Genomic DNA, 18,971 nt, shown 5'->3' with positions numbered 1-18,971 from the left:
CCGTGTACGACGGCGACATCGCATCCGTGCTCATCACAGAGCAGGAGATCAGCGACAAGGTCACCGAACTCGCCAAGCAGGTCGCGGCTGATCACCCAGAAGGTGACTCCGACCTCGTGCTGATCACTGTGCTCAAGGGCGCTGTGATGTTCATGGCCGACCTCGCACGCGCGCTGCCCGTTCCGGTGCAGCTCGAATTCATGGCCGTTTCGTCCTACGGATCCTCGACCTCGTCCTCGGGCGTGGTGCGGATCCTGAAGGACCTGGATCGCGACATCGCCGACCGCAACGTGGTGATCGTCGAGGACATCATCGACTCCGGACTCACGTTGTCGTGGCTGCTCAAGAATCTGCAGTCGCGGAGGCCCCGGTCTTTGCAGGTTTGTACGTTGTTGCGGAAGCCCGATGCGGTGAAGGTCGAGGTGCCGGTGAAGTACGTCGGTTTCGACATTCCCAACGAGTTCGTCGTCGGGTATGGGCTGGATTATGCGGAGAGGTACCGCGATCTGCCCTACATCGGGACGTTGGATCCCAAGGTCTACTCCAGCTGAGGGTTTGGCTGAGGTGGGACGGGGGCGTTGCCGGTTGCGGCGGCGCCCCCGTTTCTGCATTTGGTGGGCGGGGCCGTGCGGGTCTAGTTGCGGGCGATTGTCGCGTTCCAGCGGGGTTGGTCGCGTTCCGGACGTTCAGTCGCCTTGCGAGGGTGGTCTTGCGGGTCGTGACGAAGTGCGGGGTTGCGATTGGGGCTTGACCTCGAGCCTCTAGCTGGGCGCGTAGACGGCCTCACAAGCCGGGGTGGCACCCAGCCACTCAAGGTCAAGCCCCAATCGCCGTGAGCGGGGTGCACCGCATCCCAGGCGGCATCGGTTCACACGGCTCGCTTCGCATCGCCACGCCAGGCTTCGTACGTGGTTGCTTTTGCGTTGGCTGGCGTCTGGTGGCACCGCGTGGGTCGAGTTGCCGTGCCTGGTCGCGTCCAAAGACAAAGACGAAAGAAACGACAAAGCCGGGCCTCCCGTAGGAGACCCGGCTTTGTCGTCGTGAAGGAAAATCAGCAGTTCGGGCGGCAGCGTCGTTGTGAAACGGCGTCCAGCAGTACGCCGCGGATGTCCTCCGGGTTCGGTGCCTGGTACGCCTTGCCTCCGGTCGCCGCGGAGATCGCGCGGAGAGCGTCCATGTCCACCTCGTCGCCCAATCCGACCATGATGATCGGGACCGGCTTCGCGGGGTCGGACTCCCGCTTCAGGGTCTCGATCAGTGCGGCGGTGTCGATCGACGAGATGTCGTCGTTGCGGCCGTCGGTCATGAGGACGACCGAGTTGACCTTCGACGCGTCGTAGCCCTGAAGGACGTGACGGTAGGCGGCCAGGGTCGTGTCGTTCAGGGCCGTGCCGCCGCCCACCAGGCCTGGGAGCTGGGAGGCGCCTGCCTCCAGGCGCTTGCGGCGGGTCACGCCTGCCAGCGGTTCGCCCAGCGGGCCGATCGGGACCAGTTCGATCCAGTCGTTCGGCGGCTTCTTGTCGGTGGAGAAGGCCCAGAGGCCGATCGCCGTGGTGTCCGGGAGCATGGAGAGCGCCGTCATGGACGCCTCGGTGGCTGCCTCCACCCGGGGCTTGCCGTTGCCGCTCTTCTCGATCATCGAGCCGGAGACGTCGATGACCGTGAGCATCCGCATGTCCAGGCTGATGGCACCCCAGGTGCGGAGGAGTTCGGACACCTGGTCCGCGCCGGGGGTCTCGATCAGCTTGACGTCGCCTGCCTGGACGCCCTCCACGTCGGTCGTCCACTTCGCGGGCGCGGCGCCCTGGACGGTGCGGAAGCCCGCCTCGCCGAAGCGCTTCGAGGTCTCAGCGGAGCGGAGCGTCTTCTCGAACTCCGCCGCCGCCTCGCCGATGCCCTCCGGCTCGTTCGGGCGGGAGACCCTGACCAGCGGGTAGTCGAAGGAAAGAGTGCCCTCCTTGGGCGGGGCGCCCAGGACGGCGTTGTCCTTCACCGAGCGGTTGTTCGCCACGACCGACTGCTCCGTGGCGGCGAACAGGGGTGCCTTGTCGGCGTCCGTGGTGACCTTGCCGAACGCGTCGCGGACCGACGGCACTGCGCTGCGGCCCACGCGCAGCAGGGTGCCGACGAGCTCGGGCTTGGGCGTTCCGTCCGGGTTGCCCAGCAGAGTACGAATCACGAACAACGCGGCGAGACCCTCGGAGGTCATCGTCGGGTCGCTCATCGAGATCTGGACCTTGGGGTCGACGACCTTGGACCAGGAGACGGGCGAGACCGGGAAGCCGATCTTCGACATCGCCTGTTCGGAGCCCGCCATCACCAGCGGGCTGGACGCCAGCGAGGGCTTGATGTCCAGCTTGGGAGCCTCCGGGCCCGTCTCCGCGGCCTGGCGCTGGGCCTCGGCGGCCCACATCGAGGAGTCGGGGATCCAGAGGGAGTGGGGGTTGATCTGCGCTGTTGGGAGCTCGTTCGCCACGTCGGCCGCGTTGCGCGACTCGACCTGAACCTGGACGCACCGGCCGTTCACGACCGGCTGTGACCGCTGGTAGTCCTGCGCTGCCGCGTTCACCACATCCAAAGCTGCGGGGGTGACGGCGACCTTCAGCGGCAGCGCGCCGGAGCAGTCGGCGCCGCTGGTGACACGCAGTGCCACGACCGTGACGCCTGCCGCCGCGACCACTCCGAGCAGGGCGCCCACGGGGATGGCCACCCGCCGGAACAATCCGGGGGACGTATGACGTGCTGACATACAGTTACTTACCTTCGGTCACGTATTCACTCTTTCGAGTGGCGGGGGAACGCTCGGGGGATGAATGAGGATGACATGTGACCCCCAAACGTAATGAGACAGCGTGACCTGCGTCACTCGTCTGGACGGCGGTATTTGTTCCGGATGAACCAAACTGCGTGAACATGCGTGGTGGGGGTCACCCGCGGGAACCACGGATCGCCCCCGCCCGTTGGTTGCTCAGTACCCGGCCAGCGAGCGGTAGGCTGGTCGGACGCGGTATGTGGGTCTTCCACTGCCCGACGCGCAAGTCAGGGAGGGTCGAGGCCGCCCCCGGCCGTAAGTGCATGGACCGCAAGCGCCTGCTTCGCAACCCGCTGCTGTGGATCGCTGCGGTGTTGCTGCTCTACTTCGTCTTCACCGTGCTCTTCGACGACTCACGGGGGTACCACCCGGTCAAGACGTCCCAAGCACTCCAGCAAGTGCGTGAGGGCAACGTCAAGGAAGCCACGATCGAGGACAAGGAGCAGCGGCTCCGTCTCACCCTCGTCGACGGCAAGACGTTCGAAGGCAGCAACCGCCTGATCACGCAGTTCCCGGCCAGCTCGACGGACGAGATCTTCACCGTCCTCGACCAGGCCGGCAACAAGCCGACGGTGGAGACCAAGGTCAGCCAGGAGTCCATCCTGATGCAGATCTTGATCTACCTCGTCCCGCTCGGCCTGCTGTTGCTGCTGCTCATGTGGATGATGAACAACGCTCAGGGCGGCGGTAACCGCGTCCTGAACTTCGGCAAGTCCAAGGCCAAACAGCTGTCCAAGGACATGCCCAAGACGACGTTCGCCGACGTCGCTGGTGCCGAAGAGGCCGTCGAGGAACTGGAAGAGATCAAGGACTTCCTCCAGAACCCCGGCCGCTACCAGGCACTCGGCGCGAAGATCCCGAAGGGCGTGCTGCTGTACGGCCCGCCGGGAACCGGTAAGACGCTGCTCGCCCGAGCCGTCGCCGGCGAGGCGGGCGTGCCGTTCTACTCGATCTCCGGTTCGGACTTCGTCGAGATGTTCGTCGGTGTCGGCGCGTCCCGTGTGCGCGACCTGTTCGAGCAGGCCAAGCAGAACGCGCCGTGCATCATCTTCGTCGACGAGATCGACGCGGTGGGCCGCCACCGCGGCGCGGGTCTCGGCGGCGGGCACGACGAGCGCGAGCAGACCCTCAACCAGCTGCTCGTCGAGATGGACGGCTTCGACTCGCGCGGCGGGATCATCCTGATCGCGGCGACGAACCGTCCCGACATCCTCGACCCGGCCCTGCTGCGTCCCGGCCGCTTCGACCGTCAGATCCCGGTGTCCGCACCGGACCTGAAGGGCCGCAAGCAGATCCTCCGGGTGCACTCGAAGGGCAAGCCGCTGGCCGCGGACGCGGACCTCGACGGCCTCGCGAAGCGCACCGTCGGGTTCTCCGGCGCCGACCTCGCGAACGTCATCAACGAGGCCGCGCTGCTCACCGCGCGCCACAACGGCCACGTCATCGACGGTGCCGCGCTCGAGGAGTCGGTGGACCGCGTGATCGGCGGTCCGGCCCGCAAGAGCCGGATCATCTCCGAGAAGGAGAAGAAGATCACCGCGTACCACGAGGCCGGGCACGCCCTGGCCGCGTGGGCCATGCCGGACATCGACCCGGTCTACAAGGTCACGATCCTCGCCCGCGGCCGCACGGGTGGTCACACCCTCTCGGTGCCGGAAGAGGACAAGGACCTGATGACCAGGTCCGAGATGATCGCGCGACTGGTGTTCGCACTGGGTGGCCGTTCCGCCGAGGAGCTCGTCTTCCACGAGCCCACGACGGGCGCGTCCAACGACATCGAGCAGGCGACCAAGATCGCCCGCGCGATGGTCACCGAGTACGGCATGAGCGCGAAGCTCGGTGCGGTCAAGTACGGGCAGGAGCAGGGCGAGCCGTTCCTCGGCCGCTCGGCCGGTCGCCAGGCGGACTACTCGCTGGAGGTCGCGCACGAGATCGACGAGGAGGTGCGCAAGCTCATCGAGGCCGCGCACACCGAGGCGTACGAGGTGCTCGTCACCTACCGCGACGTCCTCGACGACCTCACGCTCGAGCTGATCGAGAAGGAGACCCTGCACCAGAAGGAACTGGAGCGGATCTTCGCGAGGGTCGAGAAGCGGCCGCGCATCACCCAGTTCAACGAGTTCGGTGACCGCACGCCGTCCGACATCCCGCCGATCAAGACCCCCGGTGAGCTCGCCAAGGAACGCGGCGAGCCGTGGCCGCCGGTCGTCGAGGACACCCTCGACGACGAGCCGGAGACGCAGCAGGCTGAGCCCGCCGCGGCGGAACCGGTCACGGAGGCGCTGCCGTCGCCCAACGGGTCGAACGGTGCGCACCAGCCCGGTCAGCCTTCGAACCAGTCGGGTCCGCCGAACTACGGCGCCCCGCCCGGATGGACCCCGGCGACCGTGCCCGGCGGCAAGCCGCACAACGTCTGGGAGCCGAAGAAGCCGCAGTCAGACCAGGACGAGCGGCAGTGACCGAGAACCACCAGCTCGACGCAGACGCCGGTCTCACCCACAACGGGGAGGCCGGCGTCTCGGCGCAGCGGGTCTTCGACCACGCGCGGGCGGAGGCTGCCGTGCGCGAGCTGCTGATCGCGTGCGGTGAGGATCCGGACCGCGAGGGCCTGCTCGAGACACCCGCACGGGTGGCGCGTGCCTACCGGGAGTTGTTCGCCGGCCTCTACACGGACCCGGACAGCGTCCTCGCGAAGACGTTCGACGAGAGCCACGAGGAGCTCGTCCTCGTCACCGACATCCCGATGTTCAGCTTCTGCGAGCACCACCTGCTGCCGTTCCACGGCGTCGCGCACGTCGGGTACATCCCGAACGAGCAGGGCCGCGTGACGGGGCTGTCGAAGCTGGCCAGGCTCGTCGACCTGTACGCCAAGCGGCCACAGGTCCAGGAGCGGCTGACGTCGCAGGTCGCGGACGCGTTGGTGCGCAGGCTGGAACCGCGCGGCGTGATCGTCGTGATCGAGGCCGAGCACCTGTGCATGGGCATGCGCGGTGTGCGCAAGCCCGGTTCCCGCACGACGACGTCCGCGGTGCGCGGGCTGCTGCGCACGTCCGCCTCCTCGAGGGCGGAGGCCATCGAGCTGATCAGGGGCCGTCTCCGGTGAGTGGTCTGCCTCGTCCCGGCCGGTGCGTCGTGATGGGCGTGCTGAACGTGACGCCCGATTCGTTCTCCGACGGCGGCCGCTACATGGACCGGCGGGACGCGGTGTCGCACGGCGTCGACATGTTCAAGCGCGGTGCGGACATGATCGACGTGGGCGGCGAGTCGACCCGGCCCGGCGCCGAGCGCGTCGAGCCGGCCGAGGAGATCGCCCGGATCGTGCCGGTGATCCGGGCCCTGGTCGCCGAAAGCGTGCCGGTCAGCGTGGACACCATGCGTGCTTCCGTTGCGGCGGCGGCGTTGGAGGCGGGCGCGTCGATCGTGAACGACGTGTCCGGTGGCCTGGCCGATCCCGAGATGGCCGCCGTCGTCGCCGCTGCCGGTGTGCCGTACGTGCTGATGCACTGGCGTGGGCACAGCACGGAGATGGACGCGTTGGCGACGTACGACGACGTCGTGACGGACGTTCGTTCGGAGTTGCTGGAGCGCGTCGAGGCCGCACTGGCCGCCGGTGTCGCGGAGTCGTCGATCGTGCTCGATCCCGGACTGGGCTTCGCGAAGCTCGGCGACCACAACTGGGAGTTGTTGCAGCGCCTGGACGAACTGGTCGAGCTGGGCTTCCCGGTGCTGGTCGGGGCGTCGCGCAAACGCTTCCTCGGCACGTTGCTCGGCAACCGTCCACCGGACGGCAGGGAGGACGCGACCGCGGCGGTGTCCGCTTTGGCCGCGTTCAACGGAGCGTGGGGTGTGCGGGTGCACGACGTCGACCGGACGCTGGACGCGGTCGCCGTCGCCGGTGCGTGGAGGCGGGGACATGGCTGACCGGATCGCGTTGACGGGCCTGCGGGTGCGCGGGAACCACGGCGTGTTCGAGCACGAGAAGCGCGACGGGCAGGAGTTCGTCGTGGACATCACGCTGTGGCTGGACCTGAGCTCCGCGTCCCGCACGGACGACCTCAAGGAGACGTACCACTACGGCGAACTCGCCGAGATGGCCGCGGCGATCGTCGGCGGCGAACCGTACGACCTCATCGAGACGGTGGCGGGCAAGATCGCCGACGCCGCGATGACGGACTCACGGCTGCACGCGGTCGAGGTGACGGTGCACAAGCCGTCCGCGCCGATCCCGCTGACCTTCGACGACGTGTCGGTGACCATCCGCCGCTCGCGCCGGCTGGCCGCGCCGTTGCCTCCCAAGGAATCCCGGTGACCCGCGCGGTTCTCTCGATCGGCTCGAACCTCGGCGACCGGTTGCGGTTCCTCCAGTCCGTGGTGGACGGGTTGCGGCCCTTCGTCGTCGCTGTGTCGCCGGTGTACGAGACGGCGGCGTGGGGCGTCGAGGACCAGCCGGACTTCCTGAACGCCATCGTGATCGTCTCTTCGGACGACGTGGACGAGTGGGGCTGGCTGCGCCGCGGTCAGGCGTTGGAGAACGCCGCCGGACGAGTGCGGGAGACGCGCTGGGGACCGCGCACGTTGGACGTGGACGTCGTTTCGGTGGACGGGGTGACCTCGGACCACCCCGAGCTGCTTCTGCCGCATCCTGGGGCGTTTGAGCGCGCGACAGTCCTCATTCCGTGGCTCGACGTCGAGCCGGACGCGGTGCTGGCGGGCCACGGACCCGTTGCGGGCCTGGAGTTCTCGGCCGAGGGCGTGCGGCGGCGTGGCGATCTCGTGCTTTCGGGTTGGATGGACGCGTGAGGTTCACCCGTCCCCGAGATCTGACGGCCGTCGCGCTCATCGGCGCGTTGCTGGCCCATCTGCTGCTGCGGCTCGCCTACGACGCGTTGCCGCCGTTGCCCGTTCTGGCCGGGTCGACGCTGTTCGTCATCGCGGTCGTGGAGGTCGCGTTCGCGTTCTCGTTGCGGGCCAGGATCCAGCGCCGCGCGGGAGCGCGTCCGGTGCAGCCGCTGACCGCCGCCCGCGCCGTCGCGTTGGCAAAGGCTTCGTCCGTTTTGGGCGCTTTGATGTTCGGCGTCTGGGCGGGTGTGCTGATCTTCGTGATCCCCGTCCGCGACTCGTTCGCCGCGGCCTCGAACGACCTGGTCGCGGCGGTTGTCGGGATGATCGCGGCGGTCGCGCTGACGGCGGCGGCGCTGTGGCTGGAGCACTGCTGCAAGACCCCGACCGAGAGTTCCGGGAACGAATAGATACCTGGCCGTAGGTCTCAGTCGCATAACTACGCGGTACCGTAGTGCCCATGACCGGGCGAGGCGCGTCGATCGACGACGAGCAGGAAGATCACGGTCGTGGCTCAGGGCGATTGCTGTTAGTAGCGGCATTGGCGCTCGCCCTGGTGGCCGCGGCGGTGCTCGTGCTGAGTGACAGCGCCCGAATGCTGCGTCTGGCCGTGGTGGCCGCGTTGTGGGCGGCTCTGGTGGGTGCGTTCCTCGCCGCCAGATACCGCAAACAGGTCACGGAACGTGACGACGAGGTGGCCGACCTCCAGTCCGTCTACGAGCTGGAACTCGAGCGCGAAGTGGCTGCGCGCCGCGAGTACGAGCTCGAGATCGAGTCGGAGACCCGCAAGCGCATCGAGGAGGAGTCGCGCGCGGACATCGAGGCCCTGCGCGCCGATCTCCACTCGCTGCGCGACAACCTCCAGGCGTTGCTGGGCGGTGACGTCCTCGTCGAACGCGTGGCCCTGCGCGCCGAGTCGACCCGCCTGCGTTCGCTGGGCTCGGAGGCGTCCCGGCTGGCCGGGATTCCCGAGAACCGCATCATCAACGCCAAGCCCGCGATCACCGCGTCCTCGGCGGAGAAGCCGTCCGAGCGCACCGAACTGATCGAGCGCGTCGTCCACGACGCCAAGGTGCAGGCCCCTCGCCGCGAGCCCCTGCGCCCCGAGCCCGTCCGCCCGGATCCGGCCAGGAACTCGCCGCGTCCGCAGCCCGCCGTGGTCCGCCGCGAGCCCGTGAAGGCCGCGAAACAGGAACCGGTCCGGCCGCAGCCCCGTCCCTCCGCGGCAGCCGCCGTCTCGGCCAGGCTGGGCGGCGCCGCCCCCGCGCCCGCGCCTGCGCCGCAGAAGGCCCCGCCGCCGCCGACCGTGAAGGCCCAGCCCGTACAGGCCCAGCCGGTGCAGGCACAGGTCCACCGGACCGAGCGAGTGCCCCGCCCGCCGCAGCCCCCGGCCCGCACCGAGGCGTTGTCGCGCCCCGAGCAGCCCCCGAAGGCCCCCGCGGCCGTCATGAAGTCGGTGGAGACCCGCAAGCCGGAACAACCACGCTCTCGCGTGGCCGAGCGCACCGAGATGATCGACCCGAAGGCGTTGCAGGCCACCGGCGGCAACGGCCGCCGCCGAGCCGACGACCGCCCGGCCCCCGTGCAGGACAGCGGCTCGTGGGAAACCCTGAAGCCGGACACTCCCAGCGCCACTCCCGCCGGCCGCCGCCGGGCCGACGACCCGCCGTCCCGCCGCACCGTCTCCGAGGACTCGCTGGTGTCACTCCCGCCGGTGGGCCGCCGTTCCGCGGCCGAGCAGTCCTCCGCCAGGCTCCCGGCGGTCTCTCCCGGCCGACGCTCCGCAGCCGACGAGCCCCCGGTCTCCGGACGTCGCGTGGCCGAGGACTCGTCCACGCGCCTGCCCGCCGTCTCGACCGGCCGCCGCGCCGCACCGGAAGACCCTTCGGGCGCGCACGCGGACGGCAAGTCGGTGAGCGAACTGCTGGCCTCGCTCGGCGGAGGCGACGCACCTCGTCGCCGGCGTCGTCGCGACGACTAGGCCGTTCTCGTCCGCGACAGTCGCGGCCGAGGCCCCGGAGGCGGCGCCGCCGCCCGGTATGAGGGCGTTCCGGCGGCACCGCCGCCGGGTCTCTCGCCCGTGACTCTCATCGAACGGGCTTACCGGACACGGACTAGCCGCAGGGCTACTTGTCGATGTCTCCGACGATCACGGCGAACGAGCTCAGCACGGCCGGCAGGTCGTCCACATGCGTGCCGGGCAGAAGCGCGGACAGCGCCTGAACGTTGTTGAACGACGGCGTGCGGAGCTTGAGGCGCCACGGCGTCTTCTCGCCGCGTGACGACAGGTGCACGCCCGACGTGCCGAGCGGCGCCTCGACCCGTGTGTAGACCGAGCCCTCGGGAGCCTTGATCGCCTTGGGCAGCCGGACGTTCACCGCGCCCTGCGGCAACTGATCGAGGCACGCCGAGGCCAGTTCGACCGACTTCTGGACCTCGTCCAGCAGGCACCGCACCCGCGCCGCTGCGTCGCCCTCGGTCCGGACCACGGGTGTGAAGCCGAGCGTCCGGTAGGCGGGCAGCGGGTCGTCTCGGCGCAGGTCGAAGTCCACTCCGCTGGCCCGGCCGATCGGGCCGGTGACGCCGTACGCCAGCGCGTCCTCGTGTGGCAGGACGCCGAGGCCTTGCAGCTTCTCGAAGTCGATCGGCAGCCGCGTGACGTCCACAGTGGACAGGAAGTCGGCGACCCGCGACGTCCAGCCCGCCGGGACGTCCTCGCGCAGGCCGCCGATCCGGTTGAACATGAAGTGGATGCGGCCGCCGGACGCCTCCTCCATCAACGCCTGCACGCCCTCGCGGTACGTGGCGGCGTTGGGGGACAACGGGGTCAGGAAGACCATGTGTGCCATCAGGCGGTTCAGTTCGCACAGGAGTGCGCGCAGCCATTGGGCGCGGGCCGGGACGTCCATGCCCGTCATGCGTTCCACGGCCAACGCCACGGCGAGCTCGTTGCAGAAGGCCGAGAGCCAGTCGTGGCGGTTGGCGAGCGTCAGGACCTGGCGGTAGTCGCGCACCTCGAACAGCTTCTCGGCGCCGCGGTGGAGATGCCCGACGAGCGGTTCGGCGGCGGTGATCAGCAGGTCCGGCGTGACGGTCAGGCGCAGGCGGTAGGCGCCGTGGGCCGACGGGTGCAGTGGGCCCAGGTCGATCACGCGGTCCACGCCCAGGTACCGGGCGCCCGCGCCCACGCCGACGGTGATCTGCTCGCTCACCCGAGCATGGTTTCACGGGGCCGGGAACCCGCCGGGACGCGGCTTACGACCTCGTGATCGCGAAGAAGAAGCAGCCGTGCGACAGGCTGCGGACCTGGAGCGACTCGATCGAGGGATTGTTCAACAATCCTTCGATCACACGATCGAACGAGCCAGGCTCGACGACCTCGCCGTCGTGGATCTGACCTGCGGCGTTGTAGGAACGTAGGATCCGGGGATTGTTCAACAATTCAACAGGGAGACGATCCAGCAAAACGTCGTCCGGACACTCCACGTGCGTGAAGATCGGCCCGACCTCTTCGTAAGGGCCCTTCCCGGACGAGGGCGAGTAGCGGAACAGCCAGACCGGCTCGTCGGGCAGCGACTTCCGCAGGCAGCAGCGCAACGGCACACCCGGCTCGGAGGCGCGGTACTCGCGGCCGGGGTCGGAGAACGAGGCGGACGGCGACACGGTGTGGATTCGCATGCCCCCAACGATCGTCGTCAGTCACCGCAAAAGCTGGCGGGATTCGGACGCCAGGGCGGCAGCGCCGGCAGCAGGTCCGACACGGCCACCCCACGCCCGTGCAGCAGCCACCCGAACGCCCCCAGCCCGGCAGTCGAACGCAGCTCGGCGATCCGCCCGGCCCGCGCAGCCGACTCCAACCAGTCCCACCCGGACCCGGCAACGTCCCCGGTCAAACCCAAGGCCGCCAACGCATCCCGCTGCGACACGAGCACGAAGTCCCCGCCCGCAGCCGCGGCACAGGCGTCCAGAGCGACGTGCGCGGTGATGTCACACGACCCGTCGAAAACGACAGGAACCTGACGGCCGTCCCGATACCCGGTCAGCGAGAAGTGCCGCGACGACACGAGATGCCCGTAGTCGATCGCCAACGCCGCCCCGCGCACCGAAGACACCGCCGCGGCCCACGCCGCATCCCGAGGTGCGCCGACCTCGGCCATCGACCCGTCCTCCAGAGACGGCCACCACCGGGTGATCCACGGATCGGCGGAAGGCCCGCGAACCACCGGACAGGGGATCGCGTCGAGCCACTCGTGCCCGACCAGCAGCCCGACGCACGACGGCACGGACGTGGTCCACCGAACCCCGGGCAGCTCCACGAACGGACCGACCTCGACCGCGGTCACCCGAAGCCGCTCACCCAGCGACCCGGACGCCAGCGACCGCACCGCGAAGGCCAGCTCACCCCCGCCCGCGCCGACGTCCACGAAGTCCACGACCGGGGGAGATCCGAGCGCGGCGTCCACGCGCGACAGCAGCTCAAGGAGACCCACGGCCAGTTCCGGACCGACCAGCGGAGACGTCCGGAAGTGCGACGAGGGCTTCTCGCCGCGGGCGAAGAAACCACCGGGGCCGTACAACGCGGCGTGCCAAGCGGCTTCCCAGTCGAACATCGGACAAGTGTGCATCTAAGGTCATTTCCCGTGACCGACGCCGACCTCACGCCGACGCCGACGAAGAAGCGCATCGAGCAGCGCCGCTGGACCGTCCTGTTCCCCGTCGTGGCGCTGATCGCGCTCGCCGCGGCAGGCCTCGTGCTGTTCGCTCTGGGCACGTCGAGCATCGGCATCGAACCGCTGCTGGTCGGTGCCGCCGCGGCACTGATCCCCGTCGCCTTCGTGGTGACCGCGTTCCTGTGGATCGACCGGTGGGAACCGGAACCGGCGAAGATGCTGCTCTTCGCGTTCGTCTGGGGTGCGTGCGGCGCGACGATCAGTTCGCTCGCGTTCAACCAGACGAGCCGCGTGCTCGGCGATCTGCTGACCAACGACGGCACGACGTTCACCGCCGTGGTCGGGGCGCCGATCGTCGAGGAGGCGACCAAGGCCGCGTTCCTCATCGCCGTGTTCGTGCGGCGCCGGCACGAGTTCGACGGCGTCGTGGACGGCATGGTCTACGCGGGCATCACGGCCGCGGGCTTCGCGTTCACCGAGAACATCTGGTACTTCGGCCGGGTCTTCCTCGAGGACGGGCTCGGCAACATGGGCGGCGGCGTGATCGCGCTGTTCATCCTGCGCGGGGTGCTGTCGCCGTTCGCGCATCCGCTGTTCACGGCCATGACGGGCATCGGCGTCGGCATCGCGGCCACCACCAGCAACGCCACGGTGCGCATCCTCGCGCCGATCGGCGGCTACCTCACGGCCGTCGGGCTGCACTCGCTGTGGAACTTCTCGACCACCGTCGGCACCGGCGCGGAGTTCATCAACCTGTACTTCCTGATCATGGTGCCGGTGTTCGCCGGTGCCGTCTCGATCGTGGTGTGGCAGCGTCGTCGTGAACAGCGGATCGTCGCAGGCCAGCTCGCCGCGATGGCGCAGAACCGGTGGATCGCCAACAGTGAGGTGGCCCTGCTGGCCAGCCTCAACGGCCGCAGGAACTGGCTGCGGGCGGTCAAGCGCAAGTCGGGTGACGCGTCCGTCAAGGCCGTGAAGAGCTACCAGATCGCGGTCACCGAACTGGCCTTCCTGCGGCACCGCATCGAGCAGGGAACGGCCGGTCTGAGCGCCGAGCAACGCCACGGGGTGCTGCTCGACAGCCTGCACGCCGCCAGGGCCGCCGCTCGCCGGTGAGTCCGGTCACCGACCGGGTACATGCCAACAAGCGCGGGATTACCCTCGGCGACGTCGTCTGGTACCCGCACTAGGGACTGGAACGTCAGAAGGAGTTAGTCGCATGGACGCGACCCCACGTCCGGCGAGGCTCGCCGTCGGTGTCATCTCGGCAGGCCGCGTCGGCTCCGTGCTGGGCGCCGCGCTGGCCAGGACGGGCCACGTGGTGACCGGCGTTTCCGCCGTCTCCCAGGCCTCCCGCAACCGCGCGGAGGAACTCCTGCCCGGTGTCCCGATCGCCGACCCCACCGAGGTCGCCCAGCGCGCCGACCTGGTGCTGCTGGCCGTGCCGGACGACGAGCTGGAAGGCCTGGTCAAGGGCCTCATCGCCACCGAGTCGCTGCGCGCGGGCCAGATCGTCGTGCACACCAGCGGCGCACAGGGCGTGAAGGTCCTCGAACCCGCTGCCGAACTCGGTGCGCTCACGCTCGCGCTGCACCCCGTCATGACCTTCACCGGCCGCCAGGAGGACCTGCTGCGGATGACCGCCGCGTGCGTCGGCGTGACGGCGGCGGACGGCGACGAGGTGGCCTGGAGCGTCGGTGAGGCGCTGGTCGTCGAGATGGACGCGGACCCGGTCCGGGTCCCCGAGGCCGTCCGCCCGCTCTACCACGCGGCACTGGCCCACGGCGCGAACCACCTGATCACGCTGGTCCGCGACGCCGCAGACCTGCTCACGAACGCCGGCGTCGCCAACGCCGAGCGCCTGCTCGGCCCCCTGCTGTCCGCCGCGCTCGACAACGCGCTGCGCCACGGTGACCGTGCCCTCACCGGTCCGGTCGCCCGCGGCGACACGGGTACCTTGCGCAAGCACCTCGACGTGCTGGCCGAGCAGGCACCCGAAATCCTGCCCAGCTACCGCGTGCTCGCCCGCCGCACCGCCGAGCGGGCCGAACGCTCCGGGCTGCTCAAGCCCGACGCGGCCAACGACGTTCGCACCACTCTTGAGGACTGACGTGACGAAGCCACTGACCAAGGACGACTACCGCCCGGACGACGTCACGGTGCACCGCGACCCGGCCCGGCTCAACCGGGTCATCAGGGCGCTGCGCAGCGCCGGGCGCAACGTCGCCCTGGTGCCCACCATGGGCGCCCTGCACGCGGGCCACCGGCAGCTGATCCGCGAGGCGCAGGTCATGCAGAACACGGTGATCGTCGTGTCGATCTTCGTGAACCCGTTGCAGTTCGGGCCGAACGAGGACCTCGCGAAGTACCCGCGCCAGTTCGAGTCCGATGTGGACATCTGTCGCCAGGAGCGCGTGGGCATCGTCTTCGCGCCGTCCGTCGAGGACATGTACCCGGCGGGCGCGCAGGTGACCGTGCACCCCGGACCGCTGGGCGACGAGCTCGAGGGCGCGGTCCGGCCCGGCCACTTCGAGGGCGTGCTGACGGTCGTCTCGAAGCTGTTCAACATCGTGCAGCCCACGTACGCGGTGTTCGGGCAGAAGGACTACCAACAGCTCCAGCTCATCCACAAGATGGCGCGCGACCTCAACTTCCCGCTCGACGTCGTCGGCGTGCCGACCGTCCGCGAGTACGACGGCCTCGCGCTGTCGTCGCGCAACGCCTACCTGACGCCGGAGCAGCGCCATCACGCCGTGACGCTGTCGGCCGCGCTCACCGCCGGCGCGCACGTGTCGTCGCAGGGCGCGGACGCGGTGCTCAAGGCCGCGCACGATGTCCTGGCGCAAACGCCCGAGATCGAAGTGGACTACCTGGAGCTGCGCGGGACCGACCTCGGTGCCGCGCCGGAGAGCGGCGACGCGCGGCTGCTGGTCGCGGCCCGCGTCGGTACCACCCGCCTGATCGACAACATCGCGGTGTTGCTCGGCGACGGCGACGAGCAGGGGGAATGACATGTTCCGCACGATGCTGAAGTCCAAGATCCACCGCGCCACCGTGACGCAGGCCGACCTGCACTACGTCGGCTCGGTGACGGTGGACGAGGACCTGATGGAGGCCGCCGACCTGCTGGCGGGCGAACAGGTCGCCATCGTCGACGTCACCAACGGCTCCCGGCTGGAAACCTACGTCATCCCCGGCGAGCGCGGCACCGGCGTGCTGGGCATCAACGGCGCCGCGGCGCACCTCGTGCACCCCGGCGACATCGTGATCCTGATCGCGTACGGGCAGATGGACGACGCCGAGTCGCGTGCCTACAAGCCGCGCGTCGTGTTCGTGGACGCCGACAACAAGGTCGTCGACCTCGGCGCGGACCCCGCGCACGCCCCCGAGGGGTCCGGTCTGGTGAACGGCTCCACGAGCGCGCCGTCGTCTGAGACCGTTGAAGCGACCGCGCTGGACGCGTTGATCCAGGCCGAGAACTGACGAAGGAACACCACGTGCTGCTCGCCATCGACGTCGGCAACACCAACATCGTGCTCGGTCTGTACGACGGGGTCGGCGACTCGGCCCCGCTCGTGCGCGACTGGCGGATGCGCACCGACGCCAGGATGACCGCCGACGAGCTCGCGCTGACCATGCGCGGCCTGCTCGGCGAGTACGCCGACAAGATCACCGGCATCTCCGCGCTGTCCACCGTGCCCGCCGTGCTGCGCGAAATGCGGGTCATGCTCGGCCGCTACTACGACGCGGTGCCGAAGATCCTGGTCGAGCCGGGCGTGAAGACCGGCGTTCCGCTGCTCGTCGACAACCCGAAGGAGGTGGGCTCGGACCGCGTGATCAACACGCTGGCCGCGCACCACCTCTACGCGACCTCGTGCATCGTCGTCGACTTCGGCACGTCCACGAACCTCGACGTGATCTCGTCGCGTGGCGAGTTCCTCGGCGGCGCACTGGCACCGGGCATCGAGATCTCGGTCGACGCCCTCGCCTCCCGCGCCGCCCAGCTGCGCAAGGTCGAGCTGGTCAGGCCTCGCAACGTGATCGGCAAGAACACCGTCGAGTGCCTGCAGTCCGGCATCGTCTACGGGTTCGTCGGCCAGGTGGACGGGCTGGTGCGCAAGATCACCGACGAGCTCCAGCTGACCGATCCGGGACCAGTCACGGTGATCGCCACCGGTGGCCTCGCGCCGCTGGTCGTGTCGGAGTCCTCGACGATCGCGCACCACGTGCCCGACCTGACGCTGCTGGGGTTGCGCATGGTGTTCGAGCGCAACATGTCCGCTACTCGCTGACGCGCACCATTCGATAGACCTCCGAGCGCAAGGGGACGTCGAACGGACCGTTCGACGTCTCCGGACGTTCGCGCAGGAACGCGAGCATCTTCTCGTTGATCGCAGCTCGTTCCTCGTCGTCGATGACGATCATGCGCGAGTACGTGTTGGTCGTGGCGACGAGCGCTTCCGGCGACTCCCTGCGGTGCACGTGCGGGAACGTGGCGTGCTCGGGCGGCCCGAACGACGGGTGCGTGATGATTCCCGTCGGGTCCTCGCGCCTGTCCTCGACGCTGCTGCGCGACACGTTCTCGAGCTCGGCCATCCACTCGACGTCCGGGACGGTGTCGATCCACAGGGCCGCCAGCACACCGCCGGGCCGCAGCACGCGGGCGATCTCCGGCAGTGCCTTCTCCTGGTCGAACCAGTGGAACGCGGTGCCGACGAACACGGCGTCGAGGGTCTGGTCCGGGACGGGGATGTGCTCGGCGTGACCAGGTAACGCGCGCACGCCGTGCACGCGGCGCACCAGCTCGGACAGCATCTGCTCGTTGGGCTCCACGGCCGTCACGCGGTGGCCTTCCGCGACCAGGCCCGCGGTCAGCTTGCCGGTGCCGGCGGCCAGGTCGAGCACGTCCAGTTGCTCGGTCTTGCCCAGTGGCTCCAGTGCCCACCGGATCGCCGCCACGGGATAGTCAGGCCGGTGTTCGGCGTAGGCCTCGGCCTGCGCGCCGAACGAGTCCGCTCGCCTCGCGTGTAGATCCATCACCCCAACTTAGGGCGTCCGGTATCCGGCGGGGTATCCGGTTCGCTTTGCCCGTGAGCTCTTCCGTACCCTTCTCGGCGTGAGTGAGCAGCCGAAGCAAAACCTCGTGACCAGCGAAGAAGACCTGCCAGAGCAGATGCGCGTGCGCCGGGAAAAGCGTGCGCGGCTGCTCGCTTCCGGCAAGGAGCCGTATCCCGTCGAAGTCGCGCGCACGCACACGTTGCGCGAGATTCGCGATGCGCATCCCGAACTCGAACCCGACACCCAGACCGGCCAGGTCGTCGGCGTCACCGGGCGCGTGATGTTCATGCGCAACACCGGAAAGCTGTGCTTCGCGACGTTGCGCGAAGGCGACGGCACCGAACTTCAGGCGATGCTGAGCCTCGCCGGTGTCGGTGAAGAAGCGCTTTCCGAGTGGAAGACCGACGTCGACCTCGGCGACCACGTTTTCGTGAGCGGTGAGGTCATCAGCTCGCGTCGTGGCGAGCTTTCCGTGATGGCCGACGGGTGGCAGCTGACGTCGAAGTCGCTGCGTCCGTTGCCGGTCGCGCACAAGGAACTCGGCGAGGAAACCCGTATTCGCCAGCGATACGTCGACCTGATCCTCAGGCCGATGGCGCGCGACACTGTTCGGACCCGTGCGAACGTCGTTCGTTCTCTGCGCGACTCGTTCCACCGGCGCGGATTCCTCGAAGTCGAGACGCCGATGTTGCAGTCGCTGCAGGGTGGTGCCAGCGCGCGTCCGTTCATCACGCACTCGAACGCGCTCGACATCGACCTGTTCCTGCGCATCGCGCCGGAGCTGTACTTGAAGCGCTGCGTCGTCGGTGGCATCGAGAAGGTCTTCGAGATCAACCGCAACTTCCGCAACGAGGGCGTGGACTCGTCGCATTCGCCCGAGTTTTCGATGCTGGAGTACTACGAGGCGTACGCCACGTACGACTCGAACGCCGTGCTGACCCGTGAGCTGATCCAGGAAGCGGCGGAAGCCGTGACCGGTTCTCAGATCGTGACGCTGGCGGACGGCAGCGAGTACGACCTCTCGGGTGAATGGACGACTCTGAGCATCTACGAGTCGTTGTCCGGAGCTGTCGGTGAGGAAATCACCCCCGAGACGCCCGCCGAGACGCTGCGGAAGCTTTGTGACCGCCACGAACTCGAGGTGAACCCGAAGTTCGGGCACGGCAAGCTGGTCGAGGAGCTGTGGGAGCACCTGGTGTGCGACTCGCTCTACGCGCCGACGTTCGTGCGCGACTACCCGGTGGAGACGTCTCCGCTGACCAGGCAGCACCGCAGCAAGCCGGGTGTCGCCGAAAAGTGGGATCTGTACGTGCGCGGATTCGAACTCGGAACCGGTTACTCCGAACTGGTGGACCCGGTCATCGAGCGGGAACGCCTGGAAGCGCAGGCACGTCTTGGCGCGGCCGGTGACCACGAGGCGATGCCGATCGACGAAGACTTTCTGCGATCACTGGAGTACGGAATGCCACCGAGTGGTGGCGTCGGAATGGGTATCGATCGGCTCCTGATGGCCCTCACGGGTCTGGGTATCCGGGAGACCATCTTGTTCCCGCTCGTTCGCCCTGAATGAGTAACTTTCCGGATGTCGATAG

Annotated in this window: 19 protein-coding genes; 14 read left to right on the top strand and 5 right to left on the bottom strand. The window is 68.9% G+C overall.

Annotation, left to right across the window (positions count from 1 at the left end):
* Positions 1–2 precede the first annotated feature (2 nt).
* Positions 3–551, top strand: a complete 549-nt coding sequence (gene hpt, locus BM417_RS16395; RefSeq protein ID WP_093594218.1) for a hypoxanthine phosphoribosyltransferase — start codon at positions 3–5, stop codon at positions 549–551.
* Between the two features lie 500 nt (positions 552–1,051).
* Here hpt and BM417_RS16390 read toward each other — a convergent pair whose 3' ends face one another.
* Positions 1,052–2,710 (bottom strand): substrate-binding domain-containing protein, encoded by a 1,659-nt coding sequence (locus BM417_RS16390; RefSeq protein ID WP_245821950.1) that lies wholly within the window; start codon positions 2,708–2,710, stop codon positions 1,052–1,054.
* Between the two features lie 365 nt (positions 2,711–3,075).
* On the opposite strand from BM417_RS16390, the gene ftsH reads away from it, so the two are divergent.
* The 7 genes from ftsH to BM417_RS16355 are packed head-to-tail and all read left to right on the top strand — an operon-like array spanning position 3,076 to position 9,632.
* Positions 3,076–5,271 (top strand): ATP-dependent zinc metalloprotease FtsH, encoded by a 2,196-nt coding sequence (gene ftsH, locus BM417_RS16385; RefSeq protein ID WP_093594211.1) that lies wholly within the window; start codon positions 3,076–3,078, stop codon positions 5,269–5,271.
* Entirely contained in the window at positions 5,268–5,915 is a 648-nt protein-coding gene (folE, locus tag BM417_RS16380) for a GTP cyclohydrolase I FolE (RefSeq protein WP_093594208.1), read from the top strand. Before ftsH ends, folE begins: the two co-directional genes overlap by 4 nt.
* 32 nt (positions 5,916–5,947) lie before the next feature.
* The gene (gene folP, locus BM417_RS16375; RefSeq protein ID WP_093596042.1) at positions 5,948–6,733 is read left to right on the top strand and encodes a dihydropteroate synthase; all 786 of its coding nucleotides are present in this window, start codon (positions 5,948–5,950) and stop codon (positions 6,731–6,733) included.
* Positions 6,726–7,121, top strand: coding sequence for a dihydroneopterin aldolase (gene folB / locus BM417_RS16370; RefSeq protein WP_093594205.1), 396 nt, complete (start codon positions 6,726–6,728; stop codon positions 7,119–7,121). The genes folP and folB overlap by 8 nt, the downstream gene beginning before the upstream one ends.
* Entirely contained in the window at positions 7,118–7,612 is a 495-nt protein-coding gene (gene folK / locus BM417_RS16365) for a 2-amino-4-hydroxy-6-hydroxymethyldihydropteridine diphosphokinase (RefSeq protein WP_093594202.1), read from the top strand. Before folB ends, folK begins: the two co-directional genes overlap by 4 nt.
* On the top strand, positions 7,609–8,061 hold the full coding sequence (locus tag BM417_RS16360; RefSeq protein ID WP_093594199.1) for a DUF3180 domain-containing protein: 453 nt from the start codon (positions 7,609–7,611) through the stop codon (positions 8,059–8,061). The genes folK and BM417_RS16360 overlap by 4 nt, the downstream gene beginning before the upstream one ends.
* A gap of 50 nt (positions 8,062–8,111) precedes the next feature.
* Complete coding sequence (locus BM417_RS16355; RefSeq protein ID WP_143138667.1) at positions 8,112–9,632, top strand: DUF6779 domain-containing protein; 1,521 nt, start codon at positions 8,112–8,114, stop codon at positions 9,630–9,632.
* Between the two features lie 145 nt (positions 9,633–9,777).
* On the opposite strand, the gene BM417_RS16350 is transcribed toward BM417_RS16355, so the two are convergent.
* The 3 genes from BM417_RS16350 to BM417_RS16340 are packed head-to-tail and all read right to left on the bottom strand — an operon-like array spanning position 9,778 to position 12,261.
* Positions 9,778–10,863, bottom strand: coding sequence for an NADH-quinone oxidoreductase subunit D (locus BM417_RS16350; RefSeq protein ID WP_093594193.1), 1,086 nt, complete (start codon positions 10,861–10,863; stop codon positions 9,778–9,780).
* 43 nt (positions 10,864–10,906) lie between these two features.
* Positions 10,907–11,329 carry a DUF1203 domain-containing protein gene (locus BM417_RS16345; RefSeq protein ID WP_093594190.1) on the bottom strand — a complete coding sequence of 141 codons (423 nt, stop codon included), beginning with the start codon at positions 11,327–11,329 and terminating at the stop codon, positions 10,907–10,909.
* A gap of 17 nt (positions 11,330–11,346) precedes the next feature.
* The gene (locus BM417_RS16340; protein WP_093594187.1) at positions 11,347–12,261 is read right to left on the bottom strand and encodes an SAM-dependent methyltransferase; all 915 of its coding nucleotides are present in this window, start codon (positions 12,259–12,261) and stop codon (positions 11,347–11,349) included.
* Positions 12,262–12,291: 30 nt separating this feature from the next.
* Here BM417_RS16340 and BM417_RS16335 point away from each other — a divergent pair, with 30 nt between their 5' ends.
* From BM417_RS16335 to BM417_RS16315, 5 genes are all read left to right on the top strand, one after another.
* Positions 12,292–13,437, top strand: a complete 1,146-nt coding sequence (locus tag BM417_RS16335) for a PrsW family intramembrane metalloprotease (RefSeq protein ID WP_093594184.1) — start codon at positions 12,292–12,294, stop codon at positions 13,435–13,437.
* 103 nt (positions 13,438–13,540) lie between these two features.
* Entirely contained in the window at positions 13,541–14,431 is an 891-nt protein-coding gene (locus BM417_RS16330; RefSeq protein WP_093594181.1) for a Rossmann-like and DUF2520 domain-containing protein, read from the top strand.
* A 1-nt stretch (position 14,432) separates the two neighbouring features.
* Positions 14,433–15,332 (top strand): pantoate--beta-alanine ligase, encoded by a 900-nt coding sequence (gene panC, locus BM417_RS16325; protein WP_093594178.1) that lies wholly within the window; start codon positions 14,433–14,435, stop codon positions 15,330–15,332.
* 1 nt (position 15,333) lies between these two features.
* Positions 15,334–15,804 (top strand): aspartate 1-decarboxylase, encoded by a 471-nt coding sequence (gene panD / locus BM417_RS16320; protein WP_093594175.1) that lies wholly within the window; start codon positions 15,334–15,336, stop codon positions 15,802–15,804.
* Positions 15,805–15,818: 14 nt separating this feature from the next.
* Positions 15,819–16,613 (top strand): type III pantothenate kinase, encoded by a 795-nt coding sequence (locus BM417_RS16315; protein WP_093594172.1) that lies wholly within the window; start codon positions 15,819–15,821, stop codon positions 16,611–16,613.
* Here BM417_RS16315 and BM417_RS16310 read toward each other — a convergent pair.
* On the bottom strand, positions 16,603–17,358 hold the full coding sequence (locus BM417_RS16310; protein ID WP_093594169.1) for a class I SAM-dependent methyltransferase: 756 nt from the start codon (positions 17,356–17,358) through the stop codon (positions 16,603–16,605). The genes BM417_RS16315 and BM417_RS16310 overlap by 11 nt on opposite strands.
* A gap of 136 nt (positions 17,359–17,494) precedes the next feature.
* Between BM417_RS16310 and lysS the strand changes: the two genes are divergently transcribed.
* The gene (gene lysS, locus BM417_RS16305; RefSeq protein ID WP_093596040.1) at positions 17,495–18,949 is read left to right on the top strand and encodes a lysine--tRNA ligase; all 1,455 of its coding nucleotides are present in this window, start codon (positions 17,495–17,497) and stop codon (positions 18,947–18,949) included.
* The last annotated feature ends 22 nt before the right edge of the window (positions 18,950–18,971 follow it).

Origin of the sequence: Lentzea waywayandensis (assembly GCF_900115955.1) — a bacterium.
Classification (GTDB): Bacteria; Actinomycetota; Actinomycetes; order Mycobacteriales; family Pseudonocardiaceae; genus Lentzea; species Lentzea waywayandensis.
The sequence above is the reverse complement of the archived record's forward strand: the minus strand, read 5'-3'. Positions and strand labels throughout refer to the sequence as shown.